The organism is Polaromonas sp. DSP2-3-2b2 (assembly GCF_049895905.1).
Classification (GTDB): Bacteria; Pseudomonadota; Gammaproteobacteria; order Burkholderiales; family Burkholderiaceae_C; genus Polaromonas.
Window position 1 is genome coordinate 207,357 of the sequence record NZ_JAFCTH010000003.1, and the last position, 23,226, is coordinate 230,582.

The 23,226-nt window shown below is 61.0% G+C and carries 19 protein-coding genes, 1 tRNA gene and 1 pseudogene; 2 read left to right on the top strand and 19 right to left on the bottom strand.

Going from position 1 to position 23,226, the window contains the following annotated elements:
* The first annotated feature begins 33 nt into the window (after positions 1-33).
* The gene (locus tag ACP7AD_RS04865; RefSeq protein ID WP_426146001.1) at positions 34-480 is read left to right on the top strand and encodes a C40 family peptidase; all 447 of its coding nucleotides are present in this window, start codon (positions 34-36) and stop codon (positions 478-480) included.
* Between the two features lie 127 nt (positions 481-607).
* On the opposite strand, the gene ACP7AD_RS04870 is transcribed toward ACP7AD_RS04865, so the two are convergent.
* From ACP7AD_RS04870 to ACP7AD_RS04910, 9 genes and pseudogenes are all read right to left on the bottom strand, one after another.
* Positions 608-1,543, bottom strand: a complete 936-nt coding sequence (locus ACP7AD_RS04870) for a L,D-transpeptidase (RefSeq protein ID WP_426146003.1) — start codon at positions 1,541-1,543, stop codon at positions 608-610.
* A 51-nt stretch (positions 1,544-1,594) separates the two neighbouring features.
* Positions 1,595-4,470 (bottom strand): annotated as a pseudogene (gene fdhF, locus ACP7AD_RS04875) (formate dehydrogenase subunit alpha).
* Positions 4,471-6,261, bottom strand: coding sequence for an NADH-ubiquinone oxidoreductase-F iron-sulfur binding region domain-containing protein (locus ACP7AD_RS04880; RefSeq protein WP_426146005.1), 1,791 nt, complete (start codon positions 6,259-6,261; stop codon positions 4,471-4,473).
* 437 nt (positions 6,262-6,698) lie between these two features.
* Positions 6,699-6,775, bottom strand: a tRNA-Arg gene (locus ACP7AD_RS04885).
* A 22-nt stretch (positions 6,776-6,797) separates the two neighbouring features.
* The gene (locus ACP7AD_RS04890; protein WP_426166020.1) at positions 6,798-7,130 is read right to left on the bottom strand and encodes a hypothetical protein; all 333 of its coding nucleotides are present in this window, start codon (positions 7,128-7,130) and stop codon (positions 6,798-6,800) included.
* A 134-nt stretch (positions 7,131-7,264) separates the two neighbouring features.
* Entirely contained in the window at positions 7,265-8,050 is a 786-nt protein-coding gene (locus ACP7AD_RS04895) for a helix-turn-helix domain-containing protein (RefSeq protein ID WP_426146009.1), read from the bottom strand.
* Positions 8,051-8,083: 33 nt separating this feature from the next.
* Entirely contained in the window at positions 8,084-8,509 is a 426-nt protein-coding gene (locus tag ACP7AD_RS04900; RefSeq protein WP_426146011.1) for a response regulator, read from the bottom strand.
* 145 nt (positions 8,510-8,654) lie between these two features.
* Positions 8,655-9,299, bottom strand: coding sequence for a response regulator (locus tag ACP7AD_RS04905; RefSeq protein WP_029527669.1), 645 nt, complete (start codon positions 9,297-9,299; stop codon positions 8,655-8,657).
* Positions 9,296-10,120 (bottom strand): sensor histidine kinase, encoded by an 825-nt coding sequence (locus ACP7AD_RS04910; protein ID WP_426146013.1) that lies wholly within the window; start codon positions 10,118-10,120, stop codon positions 9,296-9,298. The genes ACP7AD_RS04905 and ACP7AD_RS04910 overlap by 4 nt, the downstream gene beginning before the upstream one ends.
* Before the next feature lie 380 nt (positions 10,121-10,500).
* Here ACP7AD_RS04910 and ACP7AD_RS04915 point away from each other — a divergent pair, with 380 nt between their 5' ends.
* Positions 10,501-10,944 carry a universal stress protein gene (locus ACP7AD_RS04915; RefSeq protein ID WP_426146015.1) on the top strand — a complete coding sequence of 148 codons (444 nt, stop codon included), beginning with the start codon at positions 10,501-10,503 and terminating at the stop codon, positions 10,942-10,944.
* Positions 10,945-11,101: 157 nt separating this feature from the next.
* Here the strand turns inward: ACP7AD_RS04915 and aspS are convergent, their stop codons facing one another.
* The 10 genes from aspS to ACP7AD_RS04965 all read right to left on the bottom strand — a co-directional run bounded on the left by aspS (position 11,102) and on the right by ACP7AD_RS04965 (position 23,183).
* Positions 11,102-12,889, bottom strand: a complete 1,788-nt coding sequence (aspS, locus tag ACP7AD_RS04920; RefSeq protein ID WP_426146016.1) for an aspartate--tRNA ligase — start codon at positions 12,887-12,889, stop codon at positions 11,102-11,104.
* A gap of 66 nt (positions 12,890-12,955) precedes the next feature.
* Positions 12,956-13,585 carry a DUF502 domain-containing protein gene (locus ACP7AD_RS04925; protein ID WP_426146096.1) on the bottom strand — a complete coding sequence of 210 codons (630 nt, stop codon included), beginning with the start codon at positions 13,583-13,585 and terminating at the stop codon, positions 12,956-12,958.
* Positions 13,585-13,962, bottom strand: a complete 378-nt coding sequence (locus tag ACP7AD_RS04930) for an FmdB family zinc ribbon protein (RefSeq protein WP_426146018.1) — start codon at positions 13,960-13,962, stop codon at positions 13,585-13,587. The genes ACP7AD_RS04925 and ACP7AD_RS04930 overlap by 1 nt, the downstream gene beginning before the upstream one ends.
* Positions 13,963-14,092: 130 nt before the next feature.
* A complete protein-coding gene (gene ubiB / locus ACP7AD_RS04935) occupies positions 14,093-15,646 on the bottom strand; it encodes a ubiquinone biosynthesis regulatory protein kinase UbiB (RefSeq protein WP_426146019.1) in 1,554 nt (517 codons plus the stop codon).
* Positions 15,643-16,404 (bottom strand): ubiquinone biosynthesis accessory factor UbiJ, encoded by a 762-nt coding sequence (locus ACP7AD_RS04940; RefSeq protein ID WP_426146020.1) that lies wholly within the window; start codon positions 16,402-16,404, stop codon positions 15,643-15,645. Before ACP7AD_RS04940 ends, ubiB begins: the two co-directional genes overlap by 4 nt.
* 88 nt (positions 16,405-16,492) lie before the next feature.
* A complete protein-coding gene (locus ACP7AD_RS04945; RefSeq protein ID WP_426146022.1) occupies positions 16,493-17,485 on the bottom strand; it encodes a Tim44 domain-containing protein in 993 nt (330 codons plus the stop codon).
* 58 nt (positions 17,486-17,543) lie between these two features.
* Positions 17,544-18,275, bottom strand: coding sequence for a bifunctional demethylmenaquinone methyltransferase/2-methoxy-6-polyprenyl-1,4-benzoquinol methylase UbiE (gene ubiE, locus ACP7AD_RS04950; RefSeq protein ID WP_426146023.1), 732 nt, complete (start codon positions 18,273-18,275; stop codon positions 17,544-17,546).
* 112 nt (positions 18,276-18,387) lie between these two features.
* Positions 18,388-18,801 carry a gamma-butyrobetaine hydroxylase-like domain-containing protein gene (locus ACP7AD_RS04955; RefSeq protein WP_426146025.1) on the bottom strand — a complete coding sequence of 138 codons (414 nt, stop codon included), beginning with the start codon at positions 18,799-18,801 and terminating at the stop codon, positions 18,388-18,390.
* Between the two features lie 39 nt (positions 18,802-18,840).
* On the bottom strand, positions 18,841-19,269 hold the full coding sequence (locus ACP7AD_RS04960; protein ID WP_426146027.1) for an HIT family protein: 429 nt from the start codon (positions 19,267-19,269) through the stop codon (positions 18,841-18,843).
* Positions 19,266-23,183: a DUF3683 domain-containing protein gene (locus ACP7AD_RS04965; RefSeq protein ID WP_426146028.1), complete on the bottom strand. Its 3,918-nt coding sequence runs from the start codon at positions 23,181-23,183 to the stop codon at positions 19,266-19,268. The genes ACP7AD_RS04960 and ACP7AD_RS04965 overlap by 4 nt, the downstream gene beginning before the upstream one ends.
* Positions 23,184-23,226 lie beyond the last annotated feature (43 nt).

The window sequence follows — 23,226 nt, forward strand, 5'->3', positions numbered from 1 at the left end:
TCCCGAAGGCGATGGGGTCAGTGGCTCGGTAGCATGACGCTGCTGGCTTTCGCCGGCTGCGCCACCCGGCCGGCTTCTGAACCACGCTCTTTAAAATCGGCACAAGCGGGAAGCGACATCGCCCTGTTTGCACTGTCTCTGCTGGACATGCCTTACGTGTCGGGCGGACGCGGCCCGGCCACGGGATTCGATTGCTCCGGACTCGTTTCCCATGTGTACCTTCAGGCCGCCGGCATCCCGCTGCGGGGAAGCGCAGCGTCCATGGCCAAGGCCGCGCGCCCGGTCAATCCGGCCGACCTGATGGCTGGCGACCTGGTGTTTTTCAACACCCTGGGCTACTCCTTTTCGCATGTCGGCATCTATGTGGGCGACGGGCGCTTCGTGCATGCCAGCAACCCGCGCACCGGCGTCAGGACCGACCGGCTCGACAGCAAGTATTACGCAGCCCGTTTCGAAGGCGCGAAAACATTGCTGGGCTAAACGCGCTGCGGGACGACCGATTCGCCCCGCCCTGCTCTTTTTTCGACACTACAAAATCAATAGCATACTGTGCAGGCAGGCCGTGCGCAAAGCCGCTTTTTCTTCATGAAAAGCAATGAAGGGCGGGTCAAGGCTTTGCCGGCAGCGGCGACCAGGCCGGCCGCGCCTGGCGCTCGGTGTCCACGACGACCAGGTAGCGGCCCGGCGATGGCGTGGGCGTGCGGTCCTTGCGCAGCACCCACAACGGCTCTCCGCTGGCCACTGCGCGTTCGTAGTCTTCATCGAGCAGGGCATGGCGGTCGATGAAGTCATTGAGCGTTGCCGGAATGCGCACGCAGCCCTCGGACTGCGGCGTGCCCAGGCGCGGCGCGGCCAGAACCGGATCGGTCGAATGCATCTGCAGCCGCAGCGTGCCCATCGCGCCATTGCCCCAGCCGCGCGGCGACTCGACCCAGCCAAAGTCGTAGATGCGCATGCCCTTGACGCCATAGCCGCGAAAGCCGAGCTTGTTTTTCGTGCCCTCGGCGCGAAAGTCCGGGTTCGCCAGCGAATGGTCAAAAACGCCGAGCGGCGTCAGGAAATGCTCGTAGCGCCCCGGCAGGCCAGTCGATACCGGTGTGGCCCCGATGAAGCCCCAGCCGCGCCCGGCCGACCCCCAGTACAGCAGCGCGGCCTGCACGTTGGGGCTGCGGTCCACCAGCACGATGAACTGGGGCGCGGCCAGCGTCACCTGCGCCGCAGTCAGCGCGTCCTGCAGGCGTGCGGCATACGCCACACGCTCGTCGTCGGGAACCAGCAGGCGCGGAGCCACCTCGCGTGCAAACTCGGCGGCCAGCGGCACCGGGCCGGCAGGCGCCACGCCATCAAGCAGCGGGGCTGAAGCCGACGCCGGGGCGCTCAGGCTCAAGCCCAGAAAAGCGCCCAGCGCGAGGGCGGCTGACCGCCTGGACAGACCGCCGCACCGCACCAGCCCGGCGGGTGCGTTTGCCCAAGGTGCCATGTCAGCGGCTCCCTTGGTCTGCATGTTCTTGAGCCGAAGTGTGCCGAAAAATCCAATACTCATGGGCTGATTGTGCGGGAGCACCGCACAACCTGGCTCCTGCCCGGGGCTTGGTCAAGCGCCGCTGGCGGCATGGATGCGGTAGCCTGCCGCCACCGCCGCCTGGCTGCCGCGCCGTATCGCCACCGCGCAGTACTTGAATTCCGGAATCTTGCCAAACGGGTCGAGCGCGGCATTCGTCATCAAATTGGCCGCCGCCTCGTAGTAGGCAAACGGCATGAACACCGCGCCCAGCGGCGTGCCGTCGTCGCGGCGCACATGGATCGCCACCGCGCCCCGGCGTGACTGCACCGTGGCCACATCGCCGGGCTTCAGCCCCATTGCGAGCAGGTCGGCGCCGCACAGCGAGGCGGTCGCCATCGGCTCCAGCGCATCGAGGACCTCCGAGCGCCGCGTCATGCTGCCGGTGTGCCAGTGCTCCAGTTGGCGGCCGGTGATGAGCACAAAGGGAAACTCGGCATCGGGCCGCTCGTTGGCCGGAATGATGTCGGCGGGCACCAGATGCACGCGGCCATCTGCGGTGTCGAAATGGTCGATGAACACGATTGGTGCGCCGGGGTCGCCGGCGCTCAGGCAGGGGTAGGTCACGCTGGATTCACGCTCCAGCCGCTCCCAGGTGATGCCGGCTATTGAACTGTGCATCGCCTGGCGCATTTCCTCATACACGGCAGCGACGCCGTGGTTAAGGCCTTCATAGTTCCAATCCAGCCCCATGCCGGCCGCCATCTGCTGCACGATCCACAGGTCCGGCCTAGCGTCGCCGGGCGGATCAATCGCCTGCTGGCCCAGCTGCACCATACGGTCGGTGTTGGTCGCCGTGCCGGTTTTCTCGGGCCAGGCGGTGGCGGGCAGCACCACGTCGGCCAGCCAGGCGGTTTCGGTCATGAAGATGTCCTGCACCACCAGGTGCTCCAGGCTGGCCAGCGCTTGGCGCGCATGGTTCAGGTCGGGGTCGCTCATGGCCGGGTTCTCGCCCAAGATGTACATGCCGCGAATCCTGTGCGGGTCGGTTTCCGGGGCGAGGATCTTGTGCATGATCTCGACCACGGTGTAGCCGGGCTGGTCATCAAGCTTCATGCCCCAGAAATCCTCGAACCAGGCGTGCGCGGCCGGGTTGGTCACGCGCTGGTAGTTCGGAAACATCATCGGGATCAGCCCGGCGTCGCTCGCGCCCTGCACATTGTTCTGGCCGCGCAGCGGATGCAGGCCCGAGCCGGGCTTGCCGATCTGGCCGGTGACGGTCGAGAGCGCAATCAGGCAGCGTGCGTTGTCGGTGCCGTGGACATGCTGGCTGATGCCCATGCCCCACAAGATCATCGCGCCTTTCGCCCGGGCAAATTCACGCGCCACTTCGCACAGCGTTTCGGCCGGGATGCCGCAAATCGGCGCCATCGCCTCGGGGCTGTAGCCCTGGACATTGGCACGCAGCGCTTCGTAGTTGCTGGCGCGTTCCTCGATGAACGCCATGTCGGCCAGCCCCTCGTCGATCACCGTGTAAATCAGCGCATTGAGCATCGCCACGTCGGTGTCGGCCTTGAACTGCAGCGTGCGCCAGGCGTGTTTGCCGATGTCGGTGACGCGCGGGTCGGCCAGCACGATCTTCGCGCCCTTTTTGGCGGCGTTCTTCATCCAGGTCGCCGCCACCGGGTGGTTGCCGGTCGGGTTCGAGCCGATGATGAAGATCAGGCCCGCGTTTTCGACGTCGTGAACCTGGTTGCTGACCGCCGCCGAACCGACACCTTCGAGCAGCGCCGCCACGCTCGATGCATGGCACAGCCGGGTGCAATGGTCCACGTTGTTGCTGCCAAAGCCGGTGCGTATTAACTTCTGGAACAAATACGCCTCCTCGTTGCTGCCCTTGGCCGAACCAAAGCCAGCCAGCGACTTTTTGCCTTGGGTGTCGCGCAGGTTTTTCAGCGCGCCGGTGGACAGCGCCAGCGCCTCGTCCCAGGTGGCTTCGCGGAACACCTCGGTCCAGTCGGCCGTGTCGCGGTTCAGGTGCTTCAAAGCCTGCGGGTCTTTTGCCACGCCGGCCTTGCGGATCAGCGGCACCGTCAGCCGCTGCGGGCTGTGCGCGTAGTCAAAGCCGAAGCGGCCCTTGACGCACAGCCGCGAATGGTTGGCCGGGCCGTCGCGGCCCTCGACGCTGACGATGGCGTTGTCTTTCACGTTGTAGGTCAGCAGGCAGCCGACGCCGCAGAACGGGCAGACCGAATCGATCTTCTTGTCCACGATTTGCGAGCCGATTTGCGTCTTGGGCATCAGCGCGCCGGTCGGGCAGGCCTGCACGCATTCGCCGCAGGCCACGCAACTGCTGTCGCCCATGGGGTCGTTCAGGTCGAACACGATTTCGCTATGCGCGCCGCGCAGGGCAAAACCGATCACGTCGTTGACCTGTTCCTCGCGGCAGGCACGCACGCAGCGGTTGCACTGGATGCAGGCGTCCAGGTTCACCGCCATCGCGGGATGGGACCAGTCGGCTTGGGGCTGGTCGCGACGCAGTGTCTTGAGTTCAGGGCGAACGGTGACACCCATTCGGGAAGCCCAGTCACTGAGTTCGCCGTGCTGCAGCGACTCATCCGCTTCAATCCATTTGTAGCCGCATCAGGCATGTCCGACAGCAGCATTTCCAGCACCATCTTCTGGCTTTTCACGGCGCGCTCGCTCTGCGCCTGCACCTCCATGCCCGCCGTCACGCTGCGGCAGCAACTCGGTGCCAGCGTGCGCTCGCCCGCAATTTCCACCACGCAGGCGCGGCAGTTGCCGTCGGGCCGCAGGCCGTCCTGGTGGCAAAGGCGCGGAATCTGCACGCCATGGCGCTCGGCGGCCTTGAGGATGGTTTTACCCTCGAAGGCGTGAACGGTTTGCTGATCGAGCGTGAATTCGACCGTGGGCAGCGCGACTTCAATGGCTTGGGCTCGTGCGTTCATTCAGGCCACCTCATGGGCAAAATATTTCTGCACACAGCGCACCGGGTTGGGCGCCGCCTGACCCAGGCCGCAAATCGACGCATCGGTCATCACCACGTTCAAGTCTTCCAGCGTGGCGTTATCCCAGCGGGGCGCTTCCATCAGCTTCGCGGCCTTTGCCGTGCCGACGCGGCACGGCGTGCACTGGCCGCAGCTTTCATTGGCAAAAAACCGCATCATGTTCAGCGCCGCGTCGCGCGCCTTGTCATGCTGGCCGAGCACGATGACGGCGGCCGAGCCGATGAAGCCGCCGTGCGGCTGCAGGGTGTCAAAGTCCAGCGGCACATTGGCATGGCTGGCCGGAAAGATACCGCCCGACGCGCCGCCCGGCAGGTAGGCATAAAGCGTGTGGCCGTCCGCCATTCCGCCGCAATATTCGTCAATCAGTTCCTGCACGGTGATGCCGGCCGGCGCCAGCTTGACGCCCGGCTGTTTCACCCGTCCGCTGACGCTGAAGCTGCGCAGCCCCTTGCGGCCGTTGCGGCCAAAGCTGCCGAACCAGTGCGGGCCTCTTTCAACAATGTCGCGCACCCAGTACAGCGTTTCGAAGTTGTGCTGCAGCGTCGGCCGGCCGAACAGGCCGACCTCGGCGATGTAGGGCGGGCGCATCCGGGGTTCGCCGCGCTTGCCCTCGATGCTCTCGATCATGGCGGATTCCTCGCCGCAGATGTAGGCGCCCGCCCCCCGGCGCAGCTCGAGCAGCGGCAAAGGACACGGCGAATCGGCCTGCAGCTTGGCGATTTCGGCCTTCAGCAGCGCACGGCAATCGTGGTATTCATCGCGCAGGTAGATGTAGCAGGCCTCAGCGCCCACGACCTGCGCGGCAATCAGCACGCCTTCCAGAAAGCGGTGCGGGTCGCGCTCCAGGTAGGTGCGGTCCTTGAAGGTGCCGGGCTCGCCTTCGTCGATGTTCACGGCCATCAGGCGCGGCGCGCTCTGCTCTCGCACGATGCGCCATTTGCGCCCGGCCGGAAAACCCGCGCCGCGCAGGCCGGAGTTTTCCATGGCATGCAGGACGCGCTCGGCGTCCTGCATGCCATTGACCAGAGAAGCGGCCAGCGCATAGCCGCCGTGGGCGCGGTAGGTGGCGTAATCGGTGTGGCCGGACAGTTCTGGAATGCTTTTTTCGGCCCAGTCGGACGCTACAAAGTTAATAGCTACTAGCACCCGTGGATATTGCGCAATAGCCGTATTTGATGCATAAACCACGGCTTCAGGCGTGGCAAACGGCACCGGCGTCTGGTGCACCACCGCCGCCGGCGCCTGCTCGCAGCGGCCGATGCACGGCGCGGCCATCACCCGCACCTCGGCGCCCAGCAAGGCCGGCAGACGCGCCAGCAAGTCCTGCGCGCCGGCCAGCTCGCAGCTCAGCCCGTCGCAGACGCGCACCGTCAGGCCGGGCGCCTGTCCATCGCCTTTCGCATCGCCCTTGACGACTTCGAAGTGGTGGTAGAAGGTCGCCACCTCATACACCTTGGCCATGGGGAGGTTCATCTCTTTGGCCAGCGCCACCAGATGCCGCTCGTGCAGGCAGCGGTACGCGTCGTTGAGCTGGTGCAGATGCTCGATCAGCAGGTCGCGGCGATGGCCTTCTGCCGGGCGCACGCCAATCAGCGCGCGGACTTCTTCAAGGGAGGCGTCGTCGGCCTGTCGGCCCTTGAGCTTGCTTTGGCGGCGGATGCGGTCCCGCAACTGGTCCACCGTGGCGAGGGCGATGGCCGGGACCGGGCTTTCAGGGCTGGCAGGGTTCATGCCTCACTGTCGCGGCTGGCGTCGGACGCGTCAAATTGAATCGGTGTATGAGGTGATTCAATTTGTGAATGCGCATCGCGCGCAGCACCAGATTGCCGGTTGCTCGCGCTTCATAACAACACTGCGTGGGGCAATTTTGACTTTGAAGCGGGAAATCAGTTTTTTTACGTGGAGTCGGCATGATCTGTAAGGGGCATGAATCTTGCCTCGTCATAGAGATACCGACCAGCAGGCCACAGAAACTTCTTTGGCAACCAAATTTCATGCTCGTCTGCGATGCTTGGGTTTGAAGAGTCCAACACCGTCTAGGGACTGCCAGCGGTTAACGGTGACCGAACGGTGACCACATACACTTTCAGGAAGAAAGTGAGACGCACAAAGAAAAACAGCCTAGAGACTTTTGATCTCTAAGCTGTAGTTCTATAACGCTTTTGTTATGGTGCGGCTGGCAGGAATTGAACCCACGACCCCTTGGTTCGTAGCCAAGTACTCTATCCAACTGAGCTACAGCCGCCAAGCTTCGAATTATAGCGCAATTATTGAAGCTGGCTGATCATTCCCAAAGAAGAAATCAGGGCAATTGCAATTATCCCCGGACCTGAAAGATTCAAAAGTGATTCCCTGCGATGGCGCAGCAGCACCATGGCAAATTTTCCTGTCGTCGAGAGATTGGCTGGCGCGTGCCTTTTCCGCGCCCGACATTCATCTTCGTGCACCGAGCGCAGGCGGTTTTCAATTTCCCGACGGCCCCTGGCGACCCTGGCCAGCGCCCGGGTCGATGAGACGCCTTTGGAGACAATGCATACAACGTGCACTCCGCTGATGCCTTGCCATTGATTGGTTTCGCGCTGGCGCTCGGCTATGCGCACGGCGAAACCCTGTACGGAACACAGCATGAAAAGCCAGGATTGGGAGAAAGGACGGTGATCGACACGCCTGCACCAAGGGCCGGCAGTCTTCGCCAATTGACCGTTCGGAAATGCTGGACTGTCTTGACCGCTGTTCAATGCGCGCTTGTTTTCAAAGCCCGCTTCAACCCATCGATGTTCAGCAGCCTGATGTGCCGTTTGTCGACTTCAAGTAAATTCAATTGCTGAAAGGCAGAAAAAGTCCTGCTCACGGTCTCTAACGTCATTCCAAGGTAGCTTCCAATCTCGGCGCGCGACATCCGCAGGTGGAATTCAACGGCCGAGTAACCCCGCATTTTCAGCCGGTGCGAAAGGTTCAGCAAAAAGGCAGCCAGCCGCTCTTCCGCATTCATGCTTCCCAGCAGGGTGATCAAGCGATGCTCTCGCAAGATTTCACGGCTCATCATTCGCGCGATCAGCTGCAGAAGGCCAGCGTTGCTTGCAGCCAGTTCCGTCAGATGAGAATAGGAAATCACGCAAACGTCGGCGTCCTCCAGCGCAATGGCGCTGCTCGCATGGGTGCCACAAGCCACTCCGTCCAGACCGAGAACTTCACCCGCCATGCAAAAGCCGTTGACCTGCTCCCTTCCATCCGCCAGCAGCAACCTGGATTTGAAGGTGCCGCTTCGCACCGCGTACAGGAACTGAAAGTAGTCGCCTTCATGGAAGAGGGTTTGTCCGGTCTTGACCTTGCGCTGGCCGAATCTGAATGCGTCCAACTGACGCGCATCGTTCACGGCGATTCCGCACGGAAAGCACGTTTCGTTATGAAGGCATGTGGCGCAGCGCGCCATGAGGGACGTATCCGGTAAGGATGTTTCTGCCTTTAGCCGGATGCGCGGCTCTGGGGGACGGGCTAAGTTTTCGAAAACGGCGGACATGGCAAACGCTCCTTCGACTGACGCTGAAAAATCTCAACAGTCGGCATGCTGTGAGGCGTTAAGCACCGCTTTCGCGAGCTGGTCAAATTGATGGGTCTTGTCCAGAAAATCTTCGGCCCCGGCACACAGATAGCGCTTTCTATAGATCGGGTCCGAACTGTTGCTGAAGATCACAAATGCGATGTCGGGCGCTGCATGGCGAATTGCCCGCAATACCTGCAAGCCAGACCCGCCTTCGAGTTGAACGTCCAGAACGACCACATCGGGGTAGACGGCAAGAATGCCCTCGATCGAATCCTGGGGCGTTTCGGCCTGGCCGACGACGGTCATGGCGCTGGCTCCGAGTATCGATGCCACGCGTTCCCGTATGACAAGTGAATCGTCTGCAATAAAGATTCTTAACGATGCATTATCTTGGCCCATTGCGTTACTATGCCGCCCATTGATGATGCGTGCCATGCGTGTTGCCTGACAAGCAGCATCGGAAAAATCCGGATGAATCAAAGGTCAGCACCGACCACCACTCAGCCAATCCCGGCAAGCTTGGCGGCATGAAAACCGCTCCATCACGATCACCGGTGCACGCAAGACCCTTCAAATCGTTTCATGGCTCCAAGGGCTCGGTCACGCCATGCTTGATGGCGTAACGAATCAGTTCACTCTGGTTTTGCAGATTCATTTTCTGCATGAGATTGGCTTTATGGGTGCTGATGGTTTTTGCCGAAAGGTTCAGCCGCCCCGCAATATCGGTGACAGACATGCCGATGGCGATCAAACGGAAGACCTCGAATTCCCGGTCCGTCAGCTTTTCATGCGCTGCCGAGGTTGATCCCAGCATGGAGCCGAGTGCCAGTTGCTCGGCAACCCCTGTGCTGATGAAAGCGCCGCCAGCTGCAATCTTGCGCAGCACCTGCATCAGTTGCGTCGGTGCACTTTCCTTGGTCAGGTAGCCACTGGCGCCGGACTTGATCGAGCGAACGGCGTACTGCAGTTCTTCATGCATGCTGAGCACAAGAATGCGCAGTTTCGGCTTTTCGCAACGCACTAGCTTGATCAGTTCCATTCCGCTTCGGCCCGGCATAGACAAGTCAAGAACGAGAACATCGAAATCAGACTCACGCACCTGACGCATGACCTCCATTCCATTGGACGCTTCACCGACCACGGTCATGTCTTCCGCCGAGGTAACAATCCGCTTGAGGCCCTCTCTCACAATGGCATGATCGTCCGCTATCACGATCCTGATCATTGGTGAACTCCAGTCTGGTCCAAGGGAATGCTGACCTCTACGGTAGTTCCCTTTCCCCGCGCACTGCTGATGGCAACGCTTCCCCCGAGGAGTTGTGCCCGCTCGCGCAGGCCCATGAGCCCGAGTGATTGGGGCTTGCGTGCGCCATCCGAAAAGAATCCGCAGCCATTGTCCTGAACTCGCAATCTCACCGCATCCTGGGTTTTGTCCAGCGTGACGATGACCTGCGAGGCAGCCGCATGCTTGGCAATGTTGTTAAGCGACTCCTGAACGATCCGGAACACAGCCGTTGCGTACGGCTCAGGCAATTCGAGTTCCAGTTCATCATTGACCGAAAGTGTGCAGGGCACGCCGCAGCGCTGCATGAAATTGCTTGCAAGCCATTCGATCGCCGGCACCAAGCCCAGGTCATCGAGCATCAACGGCCGCAGGTCGGCGGCCATCCGGCGTGTTGCCGCCACCGTGCGGTCAAGCATTTTCACCATCTCGTCCAGCTTCATGGTCACCATCCCGGGGACGGATGAAGCGTGGTCGCGTACCCAGATTGTGTCCATCTTCAGCGCCGTCAATGACTGTGCAAGCTCATCGTGCAACTCCCGAGCCAAGCGCGCTTTTTCCTCTTCGCGGATAGCCTGTGCCGCGACAGCGAAGGTACGCCTTTCTTCCATAAGCTGTGCGGTTTCAGTCGACTCCAGCGGGATATTGACCATAAATGCTTCAGGGAGAGATGACAGCCCGCGAAATGGATAACCGGCTGGCCGCTTTCCCCTCGCCCGTACCGTTTTCTTTGAATCAATCTCAAAATGCATCTGGCTTTTCATGGTTCCTCCGGAAGATTTCGTGTTTGCAGTCTGGTCGTCAGGCGATGCGCGGCTTTTTCAAAGCCTTTCTGATCGCTATGCCCAAAGACACAATGGCAAACTCGCATCTCTTCATCTGCTTATGGAATGACCTTAAAGCAAATGGGAACGCAGTTCGCTGAATGGGAGGGCTTATCTACAAAGCGTTATTGCGGTTACAGACTTTGCTACCCAGTTCAGCTAACTTTTGCAGAAAAAACTGTTAGCAATTCAGGATGTGTCTTGTGGAATCTTTCAAGGTATAAAAGCATTGAGGCTTTTGCGGAGCTTGACGTGAATCAAGACCGGCCGGGCTCAATACACCTACGCTGAATCTTTGTATCTAAATTGGAGAACTCATCATGTACCAGCGAATTCTTGTCGCCACCGACGGTTCGGATCTTTCAAGTACGGCGGTGAGCAGCGCCATTGAACTGGCAGCAGCCATAGGCGCCGAGCTGGTCGCGTTGTATGTCGTGCCGCGTTACCCGGTGAGTTACTTTGAAGGTGGAATCACCATTTCGGTGGAAGATATTGCCCGTACCGAGAAGCAGTGGAGCGACAAAGGCCAGGCGGTTGTCAATGCGGTGCAAGAACAAGCCAAGGCCCAGGGCGTTACGGCCAAGGCGGTAGTTGCGCAGTCTGATCTGGTTGCCGAGTCCATCATGTCCGCTGCCACCAAACATGGGTGTGACCTGGTCGTCATGGCGTCGCATGGTCGCAAGGGCATTAAGCGGATACTGCTGGGCAGTGAAACCCAGCATGTACTGACGCACAGCACCGTGCCGGTTCTGGTCCTGCGCTGACCAAGCGACTTTGACAAAACCGTAACCGGCATTCGTGAAGCGCTCTCATGCGCCCCGTATTGATCACTATCCGGCCAAAGCAGAGGTGGATTCGGAAAGCAAAAAGGGCACTCTTGAAGTGCCCTTTTTTCGGTTGGTTATCTACTTTTGAATGCGGTCAGAGCGGCAATGGGTTGCGCAGGCGTATGTGCAATTCACGCAACTGCTTTTCGTCAACGGGGCTAGGTGCGTGGGTCAGCAGGCACTGCGCGCGCTGGGTTTTCGGAAATGCGATCACGTCGCGGATCGACTCGGCACCGGTCATCATGGTCACTATACGGTCCAAGCCAAAAGCCAAGCCCCCGTGCGGCGGTGCACCATACTGCAGGGCATCGAGCAAGAAGCCAAATTTCAACTGTGCTTCTTCCGGGCCGATGTTCAGCGCGCTGAACACCTTGCTCTGTACATCGGCGCGGTGGATACGCACCGAGCCGCCGCCCAGTTCCCAGCCATTGAGCACCATGTCATAGGCCTTGGCGATGCAGCGGCCCGGGTCGGTGTCCATCCAGTCTTCATGGCCGTCTTTCGGCGCGGTGAAAGGATGATGTACCGCGCTCCAGCGCTTGCCATCCTCGTCATATTCAAACATCGGAAAATCCACCACCCACAGCGGCTTCCAGCCCTTGGTGAACAAGCAGGTCTTCTTGCCGAAGGCGCTGTGGCCGACCTTCAGTCGCAGCGCGCCGATGCTGTCATTCACCACCTTGGCCTTGTCGGCGCCGAAAAACAGAATGTCGCCATTCTGTGCGCCGGTGCGCTTGAGGATCTCGGCCACGGCCGCATCGTGGATGTTCTTGACGATGGGGCTTTGCAAGCCCTCACGGCCCTTGGCTATGTCGTTGACCTTGATCCAGGCCAGGCCCTTGGCGCCGTAGATCTTGACGAACTCGGTGTAGCCGTCGATCTCGCTGCGGGTGATTTCGGCGCCGCCAGGCACGCGCAGGGCCACCACCCGGCCGCCTGGTGTCGTGGCCGGCGCGCTGAAGACCTTGAAGTCCACATCGCCCATCACATCGGTCAGCTCGGTGAATTCAAGATTGACACGCAGATCGGGCTTGTCCGAGCCGTAACGGTGCATGGCGTCGGCGTAAGCCATGACCGGGAACTCGCCCAAGTCAGTGTTCAGCACCGTCTTGAATATGTTGCTGATCATGCCCTGGAACATGTCGCGGATTTCCTGCTCGCCCATGAAGGACGTTTCAATATCGATCTGCGTAAATTCAGGCTGGCGATCAGCGCGCAGGTCTTCGTCGCGAAAGCATTTCGTAATCTGGTAGTAGCGGTCGAATCCGGCCACCATCAGCAACTGCTTGAACAGCTGCGGACTTTGCGGCAGGGCAAAAAACTGGCCTTCATTGACGCGGCTGGGAACCAGGTAATCACGCGCGCCCTCAGGTGTGCTCTTGGTCAACATGGGCGTTTCAATGTCGATGAAACCGTTGGTATCGAGGAACTTGCGCGTCTCCATGGCCACGCGGTAGCGCAGCATCAGGTTGTTCTGCATGTAAGGACGGCGAAGGTCGAGCACACGGTGCGTCAGGCGCGTGGTTTCTGACAGGTTGTCGTCATCAAGCTGAAATGGCGGCGTGACGCTGGGGTTGAGCACGATCAGCTCATGGCACAGCACCTCAACCTGGCCGCTTTTGAGGCTGGCGTTGGCCGTGCCTTCCGGACGAGCGCGCACCAGGCCCTTGATTTGAACGCAGAACTCGTTGCGCACGTCTTCGGCAATGCCGAACATGTCGGCACGGTCCGGATCGCAGACCACTTGCACATAGCCTTCGCGGTCCCGCAGGTCGATGAAGATCACGCCGCCATGATCGCGCCGGCGATTGACCCAGCCGCACAAGCTCACGGTCTGGCCCATCAGGCTTTCGGTCACCAGACCGCAATAGGTTGTACGCATTTGAGCGCCTTGTGTTTGGGCGATAGCCATAAAAAAATACTCGGGTGATCAGCGCTGCCGCGCTGTTTACAGGGGGGGATTGAGCGGGGGAACAGGGCGGGCGGCAGGCACCACGACGCCCATGGAAATGACATAGGTCAGCGCCTCATCGACACTCATCTTCAGCTCAACGCATTCGGCTCTCTTGAGCATGACAAAATAGCCGCCCGTGGGATTTGGCGTGGTCGGGATGTAGACGCTCACGTAATCCGCCGGCAAGTGGTTCACGACGTCGCCGCCCGGCAAACCGGTAAGAAAACCAATAGTCCAGACGCCCTCACGTGGCCACTGCACCAGCAGGGCTTTGCGAAAGGCATTGCCGTTTTCGGAAAACAGGGTATCGGAGACCTGCTTCACGCTGGAATAGATCGACCGGACGATTGGAATGCGGCGCAGCAGCGCATTGCCAACCATTAGCAATTTCCTGCCCAGGAAGTTGCTGGCAATGGCCCCCATCAGCAACACGATTCCCAGGGTTAGCAGCACGCCGAAACCAGGAAGATGAAAACCCAGTAGCCTGTCCGGATGCCACGCAACCGGCAGGATCAAAAGGGTCTGGTCGAGCGTGGCGACAATCCAGTTGAGCACCGCCAGCGTGATGGCCAGCGGCACAAGCACCAAGAGTCCAGCCAGCAGCCACCGGCGAATCGAGCTCATCATGACGTTTTTGTAGAAGCGCCACTGCTGGTACTGTTACTGCTTGACGGGGCTGGAGAAGCCGTCGCCGGTGGTGCTGCGGCCGGGCTTGCTACCGAGCCGCTACTGGGGCCAGCATCAGAGGGTGTCTTGCTGGCGTCGCCTGGAGCTGCGGCCTGCGTCTCGGCCGGTTTTGCAGCGGGCGCGCCGCTGTTGCCACCCCGGAAATCCGTGACATACCAGCCAGAGCCCTTGAGCTGAAAACCTGCTGCGGTCAACTGCTTCTTAAAGCTCGATGTGCTGCATTGCGGGCATACCGACAGGGGAGCATCCGACATTTTTTGCAGTACATCCTTGGCGAATCCGCAGGATTCGCATTTGTAGGCGTAGATAGGCATGGTGCTTGAGCTCGTTTCCGGGGAGTTTGCCGCCAGCAAAGGCCAGGCGGTGCAAAGCCTTCAATTATAGGGCTTGCCCCGACGGGCTGATCCCACTTCCCCGCCCTTCCCCGCTGAAGGAAATTTCGCATCAAAACAGTCGAATACGCAACACGACCTGCATGAAAATCAGCCCCAGAACAAAACCCAGGCCACCGTAGATCAGGCCTTGCAGCAGCTTGTTGGTCCGCTTTTGTTCCGCAAGCAATTCGTTCAAGCGGCTGTAGTTGGCTGGCGGGCCCGCCTTCAGGTATTGCGCCATGAGTCGCGGAAGCATGGGCAGCAGTTTGGCGTACGACGGCGCTTCCGCCTTGAGTTGGGCCAGCAATTTTTCGGGGCCCACCTGCTCCAGCATCCAGCGCTCCAGAAAAGGCTTGGCCGTGCTCCACAGGTCCAGGTCGGGGTCGAGGTCGCGTCCCAGCCCTTCAATGTTGAGCAGCGTTTTTTGCAGCAGGACCAGCTGCGGCTGGATTTCCACCTGGAAGCGACGTGACGTCTGGAACAGCCGCATCAGCACCATGCCAAGCGAAAGCTCCTTGAGCGGTCGGTCGAACATCGGCTCGCAGCAGGCACGAATCGCAGACTCCAGTTCATCGACACGGGTGGCCGGCGGCACCCAGCCCGACTCGATATGCAGTTCGGCCACGCGCTTGTAATCGCGCTGGAAAAAGGCGCTGAAGTTTTGCGCCAGGTATTCCTTGTCCACCTCGGTGAGCGTTCCGACAATGCCGAAATCAAGCGAGATATAGCGGCCAAAGGTTTCAGGCGCCAGGCTGACCTGAATATTGCCGGGATGCATGTCGGCATGGAAAAACCCATCGCGAAATACCTGGGTAAAAAACAGGGTGACGCCATCGCGCGACAGTTTTTTCATGTCCACGCCAGCATCGCGCAGGCGCTGGGTCTGGCCAATAGGAACGCCGTACATGCGCTGCATCACCATCACATCGGGCATGCAGTAGTCCCAGTACATTTCCGGAATCATCACCAGGTCAAGGCTTTGCATGTTGCGGCGCAGCTGCGCCGCGTTTGACGCCTCGCGCAGCAGGTCGAGTTCGTCGTGCAGGTACTTGTCGAACTCGGCCACCACTTCGCGCGGCTTGAGGCGCTTGCCGTCTTTGGACGCGCGCTCTACCCAGCCAGCCATCATGCGCATCAGCGCCAGATCCTTTCTGAAAGCGGCCGCCATGTTGGGCCGCAGCACCTTGACGGCGACTTCGCGACCACCCGGCAGCGTGGCAAAGTGAACCTGCGCTATCGATGCGCTGGCGACCGGCGTCTGGTCAAAGCTTTCAAAGATGCGATCCAGCGGCTTGCCAAAAGATTTTTCAATGATCGCCACCGCAACGGCAGACGGGAATGGCGGCACGCGGTCTTGCAGCCGCGCCAGCTCGTCGGCAATGTCGGGGGGCAGCAGGTCGCGGCGGGTGGAAAGCACCTGACCGAACTTGACAAAAATCGGCCCCAGGTGTTCAAGCGCCTGCCGAAGACGCTCCCCCCGGGGGGCCTTGAGATTACGCCCAAACGACACGATGCGCGATAGCAGGCGAATCCGTGGTTTTTCGAAACTTGACAGGACCAGCTCGTCAAGCCCGAACCTGAACACGGTCCAGACAATGATGAAGCCCCGGAAAATCTGGCTCATGCAGCGGCCCCGGGTGGCTTGGAGGGTACCTCGCCTGTGGAGCCATGGGTGCTGGTTTCGCCCGAAGGCAAGGGGTCGCCGGTCGTGTCAGACTGAACAGCGGACCCGGCAGGAACTGCGGCCGTTTCGGCAGGCAACGGGCTGATGGCTGATACCTGCGACAAGGGCGCGACAGGCGCCGTCCTGCGCGGTGGTACGGCACCCGCCGGAGCAGCCGGGGATGAGGTTGCGGCCTGCGCCGCAGGTGCCAGCGGACCCTTGGTCAAGAACTGCCTAAGGCCTGTGGCAAGCCGTCGTCCGGCGTCAGCCAGCGCATGGGCTGGCGCATCGCCGATCAGGCGGGACAAGTCTTCTTCAGCATCCCAGCGCAAATTTTCAGCCAGCCAGCCAATATCGGCCGCCAGTTGCACATCGCCTTCGATCTTGACGGGCGGCGTCTTTCCCGCCAGCACCGACTGCGCCACAGCCAGCGGCGATTCAGCGGCAACCGAAAGAACCAGATCAGGCGTGGAAAAAGCAGGCGCACGATCTGCGAGGCCAGCCGGAGTAACTATCAAATCAATAGCAAATAAACCCCACCGCAAGTGCACCACGCGGCCTTTTTGTCGTAAAAGCCGTTCTTGGGCCTGCTTTTCCTGCAGGAGAACATGGTTGAGAAAAAGTACCAGCCGCTGCTGCCCTTCGTCCACCACCCACGCGGGCGGCTGAAAACGGGTGGCGATGGATTCCAGAAATGAAAAAGGAGACGTGTTATTCATACGTCCCCGATTTTGCAGGATAAAAAGCGCTTGGGGCCTAATGTCCCTAGCTTGGCCTTAAGGTATTACTGCTTGCTTGATGATCCGCTTACTGCAATGCCTGGACACCCGCGACCAGCCAGCCGCTGCCGCCGGTGCGGGGCTTGGTCATATTCCAGACTTCCCGGAATGGGCTGGCTCCGGCCGAAGCGTCTTCCTTGATCATGCCGGAGAACTCGACGCTGGCCATGTACACATCGCTCATTTCCTCGATGCCCAGCAGTTGCGCGTCGAGCATGACCACCTCGGTCTTGTTTGACGTGCCGCCCGTGTGGGTTTCGCGGTCTGCCAGCTGCGTCTTGATCTGCTCCAGCATGTCGTCGGTCATCATGGCGCGCAGGTTCTGGATGTCTGAGCGGTCCCAGGCGTCCTGCAGGGTCACGAAATTGGACTTGCAAGCCTTGAGAAAGCCTTCGGCGTCAAAGCCGGCGGGCACACCCCAGGACTGCGAACCCGCCAGGCCGGAGCCGATCATCGAGCCGCCCGAGCTAGTGGCGGCCACATTGCTGTCAAAAGCCGTTGCGCTGCGCTCCCATGGGCGTGCCGACGCGTCGTTACCGACGTTGGCCGGGCTGTAGTTTCGGGCCGTCGTGGCTTCAGGCGCATTGCCGGCGCCCTGGAAGGCGAAAGGCGACTGCGCTCGCGTGGCACCCGGCGAATTCGCCGCACCGCCCTTGAGCCTGCGCATGACAAAGCCGATCACCACCATGACCACCAGCGCCAGCAAGGCAAACATGATGATCTGGCCGAAAGCCCCACCCAGTCCCAACGATGAAGCCAGCCAGGCTAGGCCCAGGCCTGCGGCCAGTCCGCCGAGCATGGCGCCCCACGGCTTTTTAGGAGCGGCTGCCGCCGCAGCCCCTGCCCCCGGCGCGGCGGAAGGATTGGTCGCATTGTTGGCCGGTGCCTGGCGCTGCGTCACGTTGGACGACTGCTTGCCAATCGAACTGCCGCCGCCCATGCGCTTGGCATCGGCCGGCACGCCCGACAGGGTGAGGGTTACCGCAAATACTGCGGAAAGAATGACCTGCCAAATTTTCATACCGTCTCCTTCATCAAATGAATCACAAACTGTTTGCAGCAAACTGCTGCACGACCTGTCAGCACTTGATTCCAACATGCAATGCCACCACCCCGCCGGACAGGTTGTGGTAATCCACATGGCCAAAGCCAGTATTTTGCATAAGGGTTTTCAATTCTTCCTGGTTTGGGTGCATGCGGATGGATTCGGCCAGGTACTGGTAGCTGGCGTCGTCATTGGCCACCAGCTTGCCGATTTTGGGCAGCACCTTGAACGAATACCAGTCGTAAAGCTTTTCGAGCGGCTTGGCGACCTTGGAAAATTCCAGCACCAAGAGTTTGCCGCCAGGCTTGAGCACCCGGTTCATCTCGCGCAAGGCAGCATCCTTGTGCGTCATGTTGCGCAGGCCGAAAGCCACGGTGACAACATCAAAACTGGTGTCGGCAAAAGGCAGGTGTTCGGCGTCGCACACCAGCGTCGGAAGATGGACCCCCGCGTCAATCAGCCGGTTGCGCCCTTCCCTGAGCATCGCTTCGTTGATGTCGGTATGCACCACGCGCCCGGTGGCGCCGACCTTGGGCGCGAACGCCAGCGCCAGGTCGCCCGTGCCGCCGGCAATGTCGAGCACCTGCTGGCCCTCCTTGACGTTGGCGACCATCACGGTGTAGGCCTTCCAGGCGCGGTGCAGGCCCATCGACATCAGGTCGTTCATCACATCGTATTTGGGCGCGACCGAATCGAAAACGCCGCGCACGCGGCGCGCCTTGTCCTGCTCGTCAACCGATTCAAAACCAAAGTGGGTAGTTGTCATAAGGTGGATGCTAGATGGCAAAGTGCCGGTTGACAGCGACAACCCTGCGCTGACTCAGGTCATTGGCGAAAATTGCCTGAAAAATCAATGACGCAACGAAGGCAAAGCCTAGTTAGTGGCTGCTGCAGCCGTGTCCACCGGCCACGACCATGGGCGCGTCGCGCAGAGCCCCGGCAACCTTCAGCCTGCGCTCATAGTCGTCCCACAGCTGGCTTTGGTCGGCGCCCAGGTGATACAGGTAATCCCAGGTGAAGAGCCCGCTCTCGTGGCCGTCGGAAAACACCGGCTTTACGGCGTAATTGCCAATAGGCTCCAGTTCCACGACATTGACTTCGCGCTTGCCGGTCTGCAGGACTTCCTGCCCCGGACCGTGGCCCTGCACTTCCGCCGAGGGTGAATAAATGCGCATCAGTTCAAACGGAATCCTGAATTGCGCGCCGTCTGAAAAGGCAACCTCGAGAAGCCGCGACTGGCTGTGAACCGTCAGAGCCACAGGGGTCGGCGACCCGGTTTGAAGACCTGCCATGAAAATGCCTCGCTTTTTTGAATAAATGGGTTGGAGCGCTCAAAGCGCCATGGCTTCGGCGATCAGCCGGTTGACGTCGATGCACCGCGACGCAACAGCGGCCACCTGCGCCTCGTCCACCGGACGCTGCGGCGCACTCCAGACCGGCGCCGGAAAATGGCTGTCCCAGTCAAACCGTGCCACGACATGCCAGTGCAGGTGCGGCACCATGTTGCCCAGCGCGGCGAGGTTGATCTTGGCGGGCCGCAGCTCGCTGCGCAGCAGCTGCTCGACCTTCACGACGGCATGCATGCAAACCTGGCGTTCAGTGGCCGACAGGTCGGAAAACTCGGCCACATGCCGGTTCCAGACCACGCGGTAAAACGCCGGAAAGCCCGCCTCGCTGGCCTGGATGATGCGCAGGGTTTCGTTGCGAAACACCAGCACGCCGCCGTCGGCTTCGCACAAAGGACAGACAGTATTCGTCATACCAGCACCCGTTCAATGCCGCCATGGTTGGCGGCGGCCACGTAGTCGGGCAGCCAGTCCTTGCCCAGGAGCTGGTTGGCCATCTCGACCACGATGTAATCGGCTTCCAGCAGGCCGTTTTGCAGGTCGTCACCGTAGCGGGTCAAACCCTGCAGGCAACTCGGGCAGCTGGTCAGAATCTTGACATTGCCGGTGGCAAGGACCGCGCCCGACGCACGCAACTCGGCTTCGCCCTTGCGGATTTCCTCTTCCTTGCGGAAGCGCACCTGTGTCGAAATGTCGGGTCGCGTCACGCCCAGCGTGCCCGATTCGCCGCAGCAGCGCTCGCTTTTGAGCACGTTGTCGCCGACCAGCGCCTTCACAGTCTTCATCGAGTCGCCGAGCTTCATCGGGTTGTGACACGGCTCGTGGTACAGGAAACCGGGCTGGTTCGGCGGCAGCGTGATGCCTTTTTCGAGCAGGTATTCATGGATGTCGATGATCCGGCTGCCCGGGAAAATCTTGTCGAACTGGTAGCCCTGCAACTGGTCGTAGCAGGTGCCGCAGCTCACCACCACGGTCTTGATGTCGAGGTAATTGAGCGTGTTGGCAACCCGGTGAAACAGCACCCGGTTGTCGGTGATCATCTTCTCGGCCTTGTCGAAATCGCCGCTGCCGCGCTGCGGATAGCCGCAGCACAGGTAGCCCGGCGGCAGCACGGTCTGCACGCCCGCGTGCCAGAGCATGGCCTGCGTCGCCAGGCCGACCTGGCTGAACAGCCGCTCGGAGCCGCAGCCCGGAAAGTAAAACACCGCTTCGGTTTCGGCCGTGGTGTTTTTCGGGTTGCGAATGATCGGGACGTAGTCCTTGTCCTCGATGTCCAGCAAGGCGCGCGCGGTTTTCTTGGGCAGGCCGCCGGGCATCTTCTTGTTGATGAAGTGGATGATCTGTTCCTTGACCGGCGCCTTGCCCACGGTGGCGGGCGGCAGCGCGGTCTGCTTTTTCGTCAGGCTTCCCAGCACGTCATTGGCCAGGCGCTGGGCCTTGAAGCCGACATCGACCATCGCCGTTCGCATCACCTTGATGGTCTGCGGATTCGTCGCATTCAGGAAGAACATCGCCGCCGCATTGCCCGGCCGAAACGACTTCTGGCCCATCTTGCGCAGCAGGTTGCGCATGTTCATCGACACTTCACCGAAGTCGATGTCCACCGGGCAGGGGTTCAGGCACTTGTGGCACACCGTGCAATGGTCGGCCACGTCCTCGAATTCTTCCCAGTGCTTCAGGCTGATGCCGCGCCGGGTCTGCTCCTCGTACAAAAAGGCCTCGACCAGCAGCGACGTCGCCAGAATCTTGTTGCGCGGGCTGTACAGCAGGTTGGCGCGCGGCACATGCGTGGCGCACACCGGCTTGCATTTGCCGCAGCGCAGGCAGTCTTTGACGCTGTCGGCAATCGCGCCGATGTCGCTTTGCTGCATGATCAACGACTCGTGGCCCATCAGCCCGAAGCTGGGCGTGTAAGCATTGGTCAAATCAGCCGTTAGCGCATGCTGGCCGGGCGTAAGCAGCTCTGTATTTCGTAGCAGCTTGCCTTTATTGAAACGCCCTTCCGGGTCAATCCGCTGCTTATATTCGGTGAACGGGCGCAGCTCTTCGTCGGTCAGGAATTCGAGCTTGGTGATGCCGATGCCGTGTTCCCCTGAAATCACACCGTCGAGCGAGCGCGCCAGCACCATGATGCGCGCCACGGCGCCGTGGGCGGCCTGCAGCATTTCGTAGTCGTCGCTGTTGACCGGCAAATTGGTGTGAACGTTGCCGTCGCCCGCATGCATATGCAGCGCGGCCCAGACCCGGCCCTTGAGCACGCGCTTGTGAATCGCGCTGCACTCTTCAAGGATCGGCTTGAAGGCGCCGCCGCTGAAGATCGCCTGCAGCGGCGCGCGTATCTGCGTTTTCCAGCTCGCGCGCAGCGTGTGGTCCTGCAGTTTCGGGAACAGCGTGGCCACGTCCTGCAGCCAGCCGGCCCACAGACCGCGCACCTCGCCCACCAGCGCAATCGCCTGCCCAACCCGTTCTTCCATCAGCTCGGCCGAAGGAATCTCGCTGGCGTCCTCGGCCTTGCCCAGCGGCAGGTTGCCCTTGCGAAAAAACGCATCCAGCTCGTCGCACAGCTTGATCTTGTTCGAGAGGCTCAGCTCGATGTTGATTTGCTCGATGCCGTCGGTGTATTCGGCCATGCGCGGCAGCGGAATCACCACGTCTTCATTGATCTTGAAGGCATTGGTGTGGCGCGAAATGGCGGCCGTTTTCTTGCGGTCCAGCCAGAATTTCTTGCGCGCCTCAGGACTAATAGCAATAAAACCTTCGCCGCTGCGCGAATTGGCAATACGCACCACTTCACTCGTGGCCCGGGCCACCACATCGGCGTCGTCGCCAGCAATGTCGCCGATCAAGACCATTTTCGGCACACCCGACGCGCCGCCCCGACCGTCGCCGCCGCGCTTGGACTTGGTGGCATAACCCACGGCGCGCAAATAACGGTCGTCCAGATGCTCCAGCCCGGCCAGAATCGCGCCACCGCGCTTTTGCTCGGCGAACATGAAATCTTTGATCTCGACAATGCTCGGCACGGCGTCCTTGGCATTACCGAAGAACTCCATGCAGACCGTGCGCGTGTGCGCCGGCATGCGGTGCACGATCCAGCGCGCGCTGGTGATCAGGCCATCGCAGCCTTCCTTCTGGATGCCCGGCAGGCCGCTCAGGAACTTGTCGGTCACGTCCTTGCCCAGGCCTTCCTTGCGAAAGGTCTTACCGGCAATGTCCAGCCGCTCGCTGCGGATCGGCGTCTTGCCGTCGGCTTCAAAATAATTGAGGTCAAAGCTCGCCATTTCGGCATCGTGGATCTTGCCCAGGTTATGGCCGACGCGCACGACCTCCAGCCACTGTGCATCGGGCGTCACCATGCGCCACGAGGCCAGGTTGTCCAGCGCTGTACCCCAGAGCACGGCCTTCTTGCCACCAGCATTCATGGCGATGTTGCCGCCTATGCACGACGCTTCGGCCGAGGTCGGATCGACCGCGAACACAAAGCCGCCGCGCTCGGCCGCATCAGCCACGCGCTGCGTCACCACGCCAGCTTCGGTCCAGACGGTCGCGACCGGCAGGTCCAGGCCGGGCAGCAAGACCATCTCGACCTCGGTCATGGCTTCGAGTTTTTCGGTGTTGATGACCGCCGATTTCCAGGTCAGCGGAATCGCGCCACCGGTGTAGCCGGTGCCGCCGCCGCGCGGAACAATCGTCAGCCCCAGTTCGATGCAGGCCTTGACCAGCCCGGCCATCTCGGTTTCGGTGTCGGGCGTCAGCACCACAAACGGGTATTCGACGCGCCAGTCGGTCGCGTCGGTCACATGCGAGACGCGCGACAGGCCGTCGAACTTGATGTTGTCCTTGCGCGTGAGCTTGCGCAGCTTGCGCTCGGTCTGCTGGCGCAGGCCGGCGACTTCCTCGAACGAGGCGGAAAAGCGGCCTACGGCTGCCCGCGCGCCCTGCATCAGCTCACCCACGATGGCATCGCGCTCGCGGTCGGCGTCCGGCGTACGGCGCTTTTCAATCTCGCCCAGCCGGTGCTGCAGCGCTTCGACCAGCAGCTTGCGGCGCTTGGGGTTGTCGAGCAAATCATCCTGCAGATACGGGTTGCGCTGCACCACCCAGATGTCGCCCAGCACTTCATAAAGCATGCGCGCCGAGCGGCCGGTGTGGCGCTCGCCGCGCAGCAGGTTGAGCAGGTCCCAGGCCCGGCTGCCCAGCAGGCGGATCACCACTTCCCGGTCGGAAAACGAGGTGTAGTTGTAGGGAATTTCGCGGATGCGGGGTTCGGCATGCTTTGCGCCATCGGCGAAAACATTCAGTTCTTGAAGGGTGGTAGGTGCGTTCATCGTGAGTTTGGGCGGCTTCGGACCCACGTCCTGTGCGGTGGTC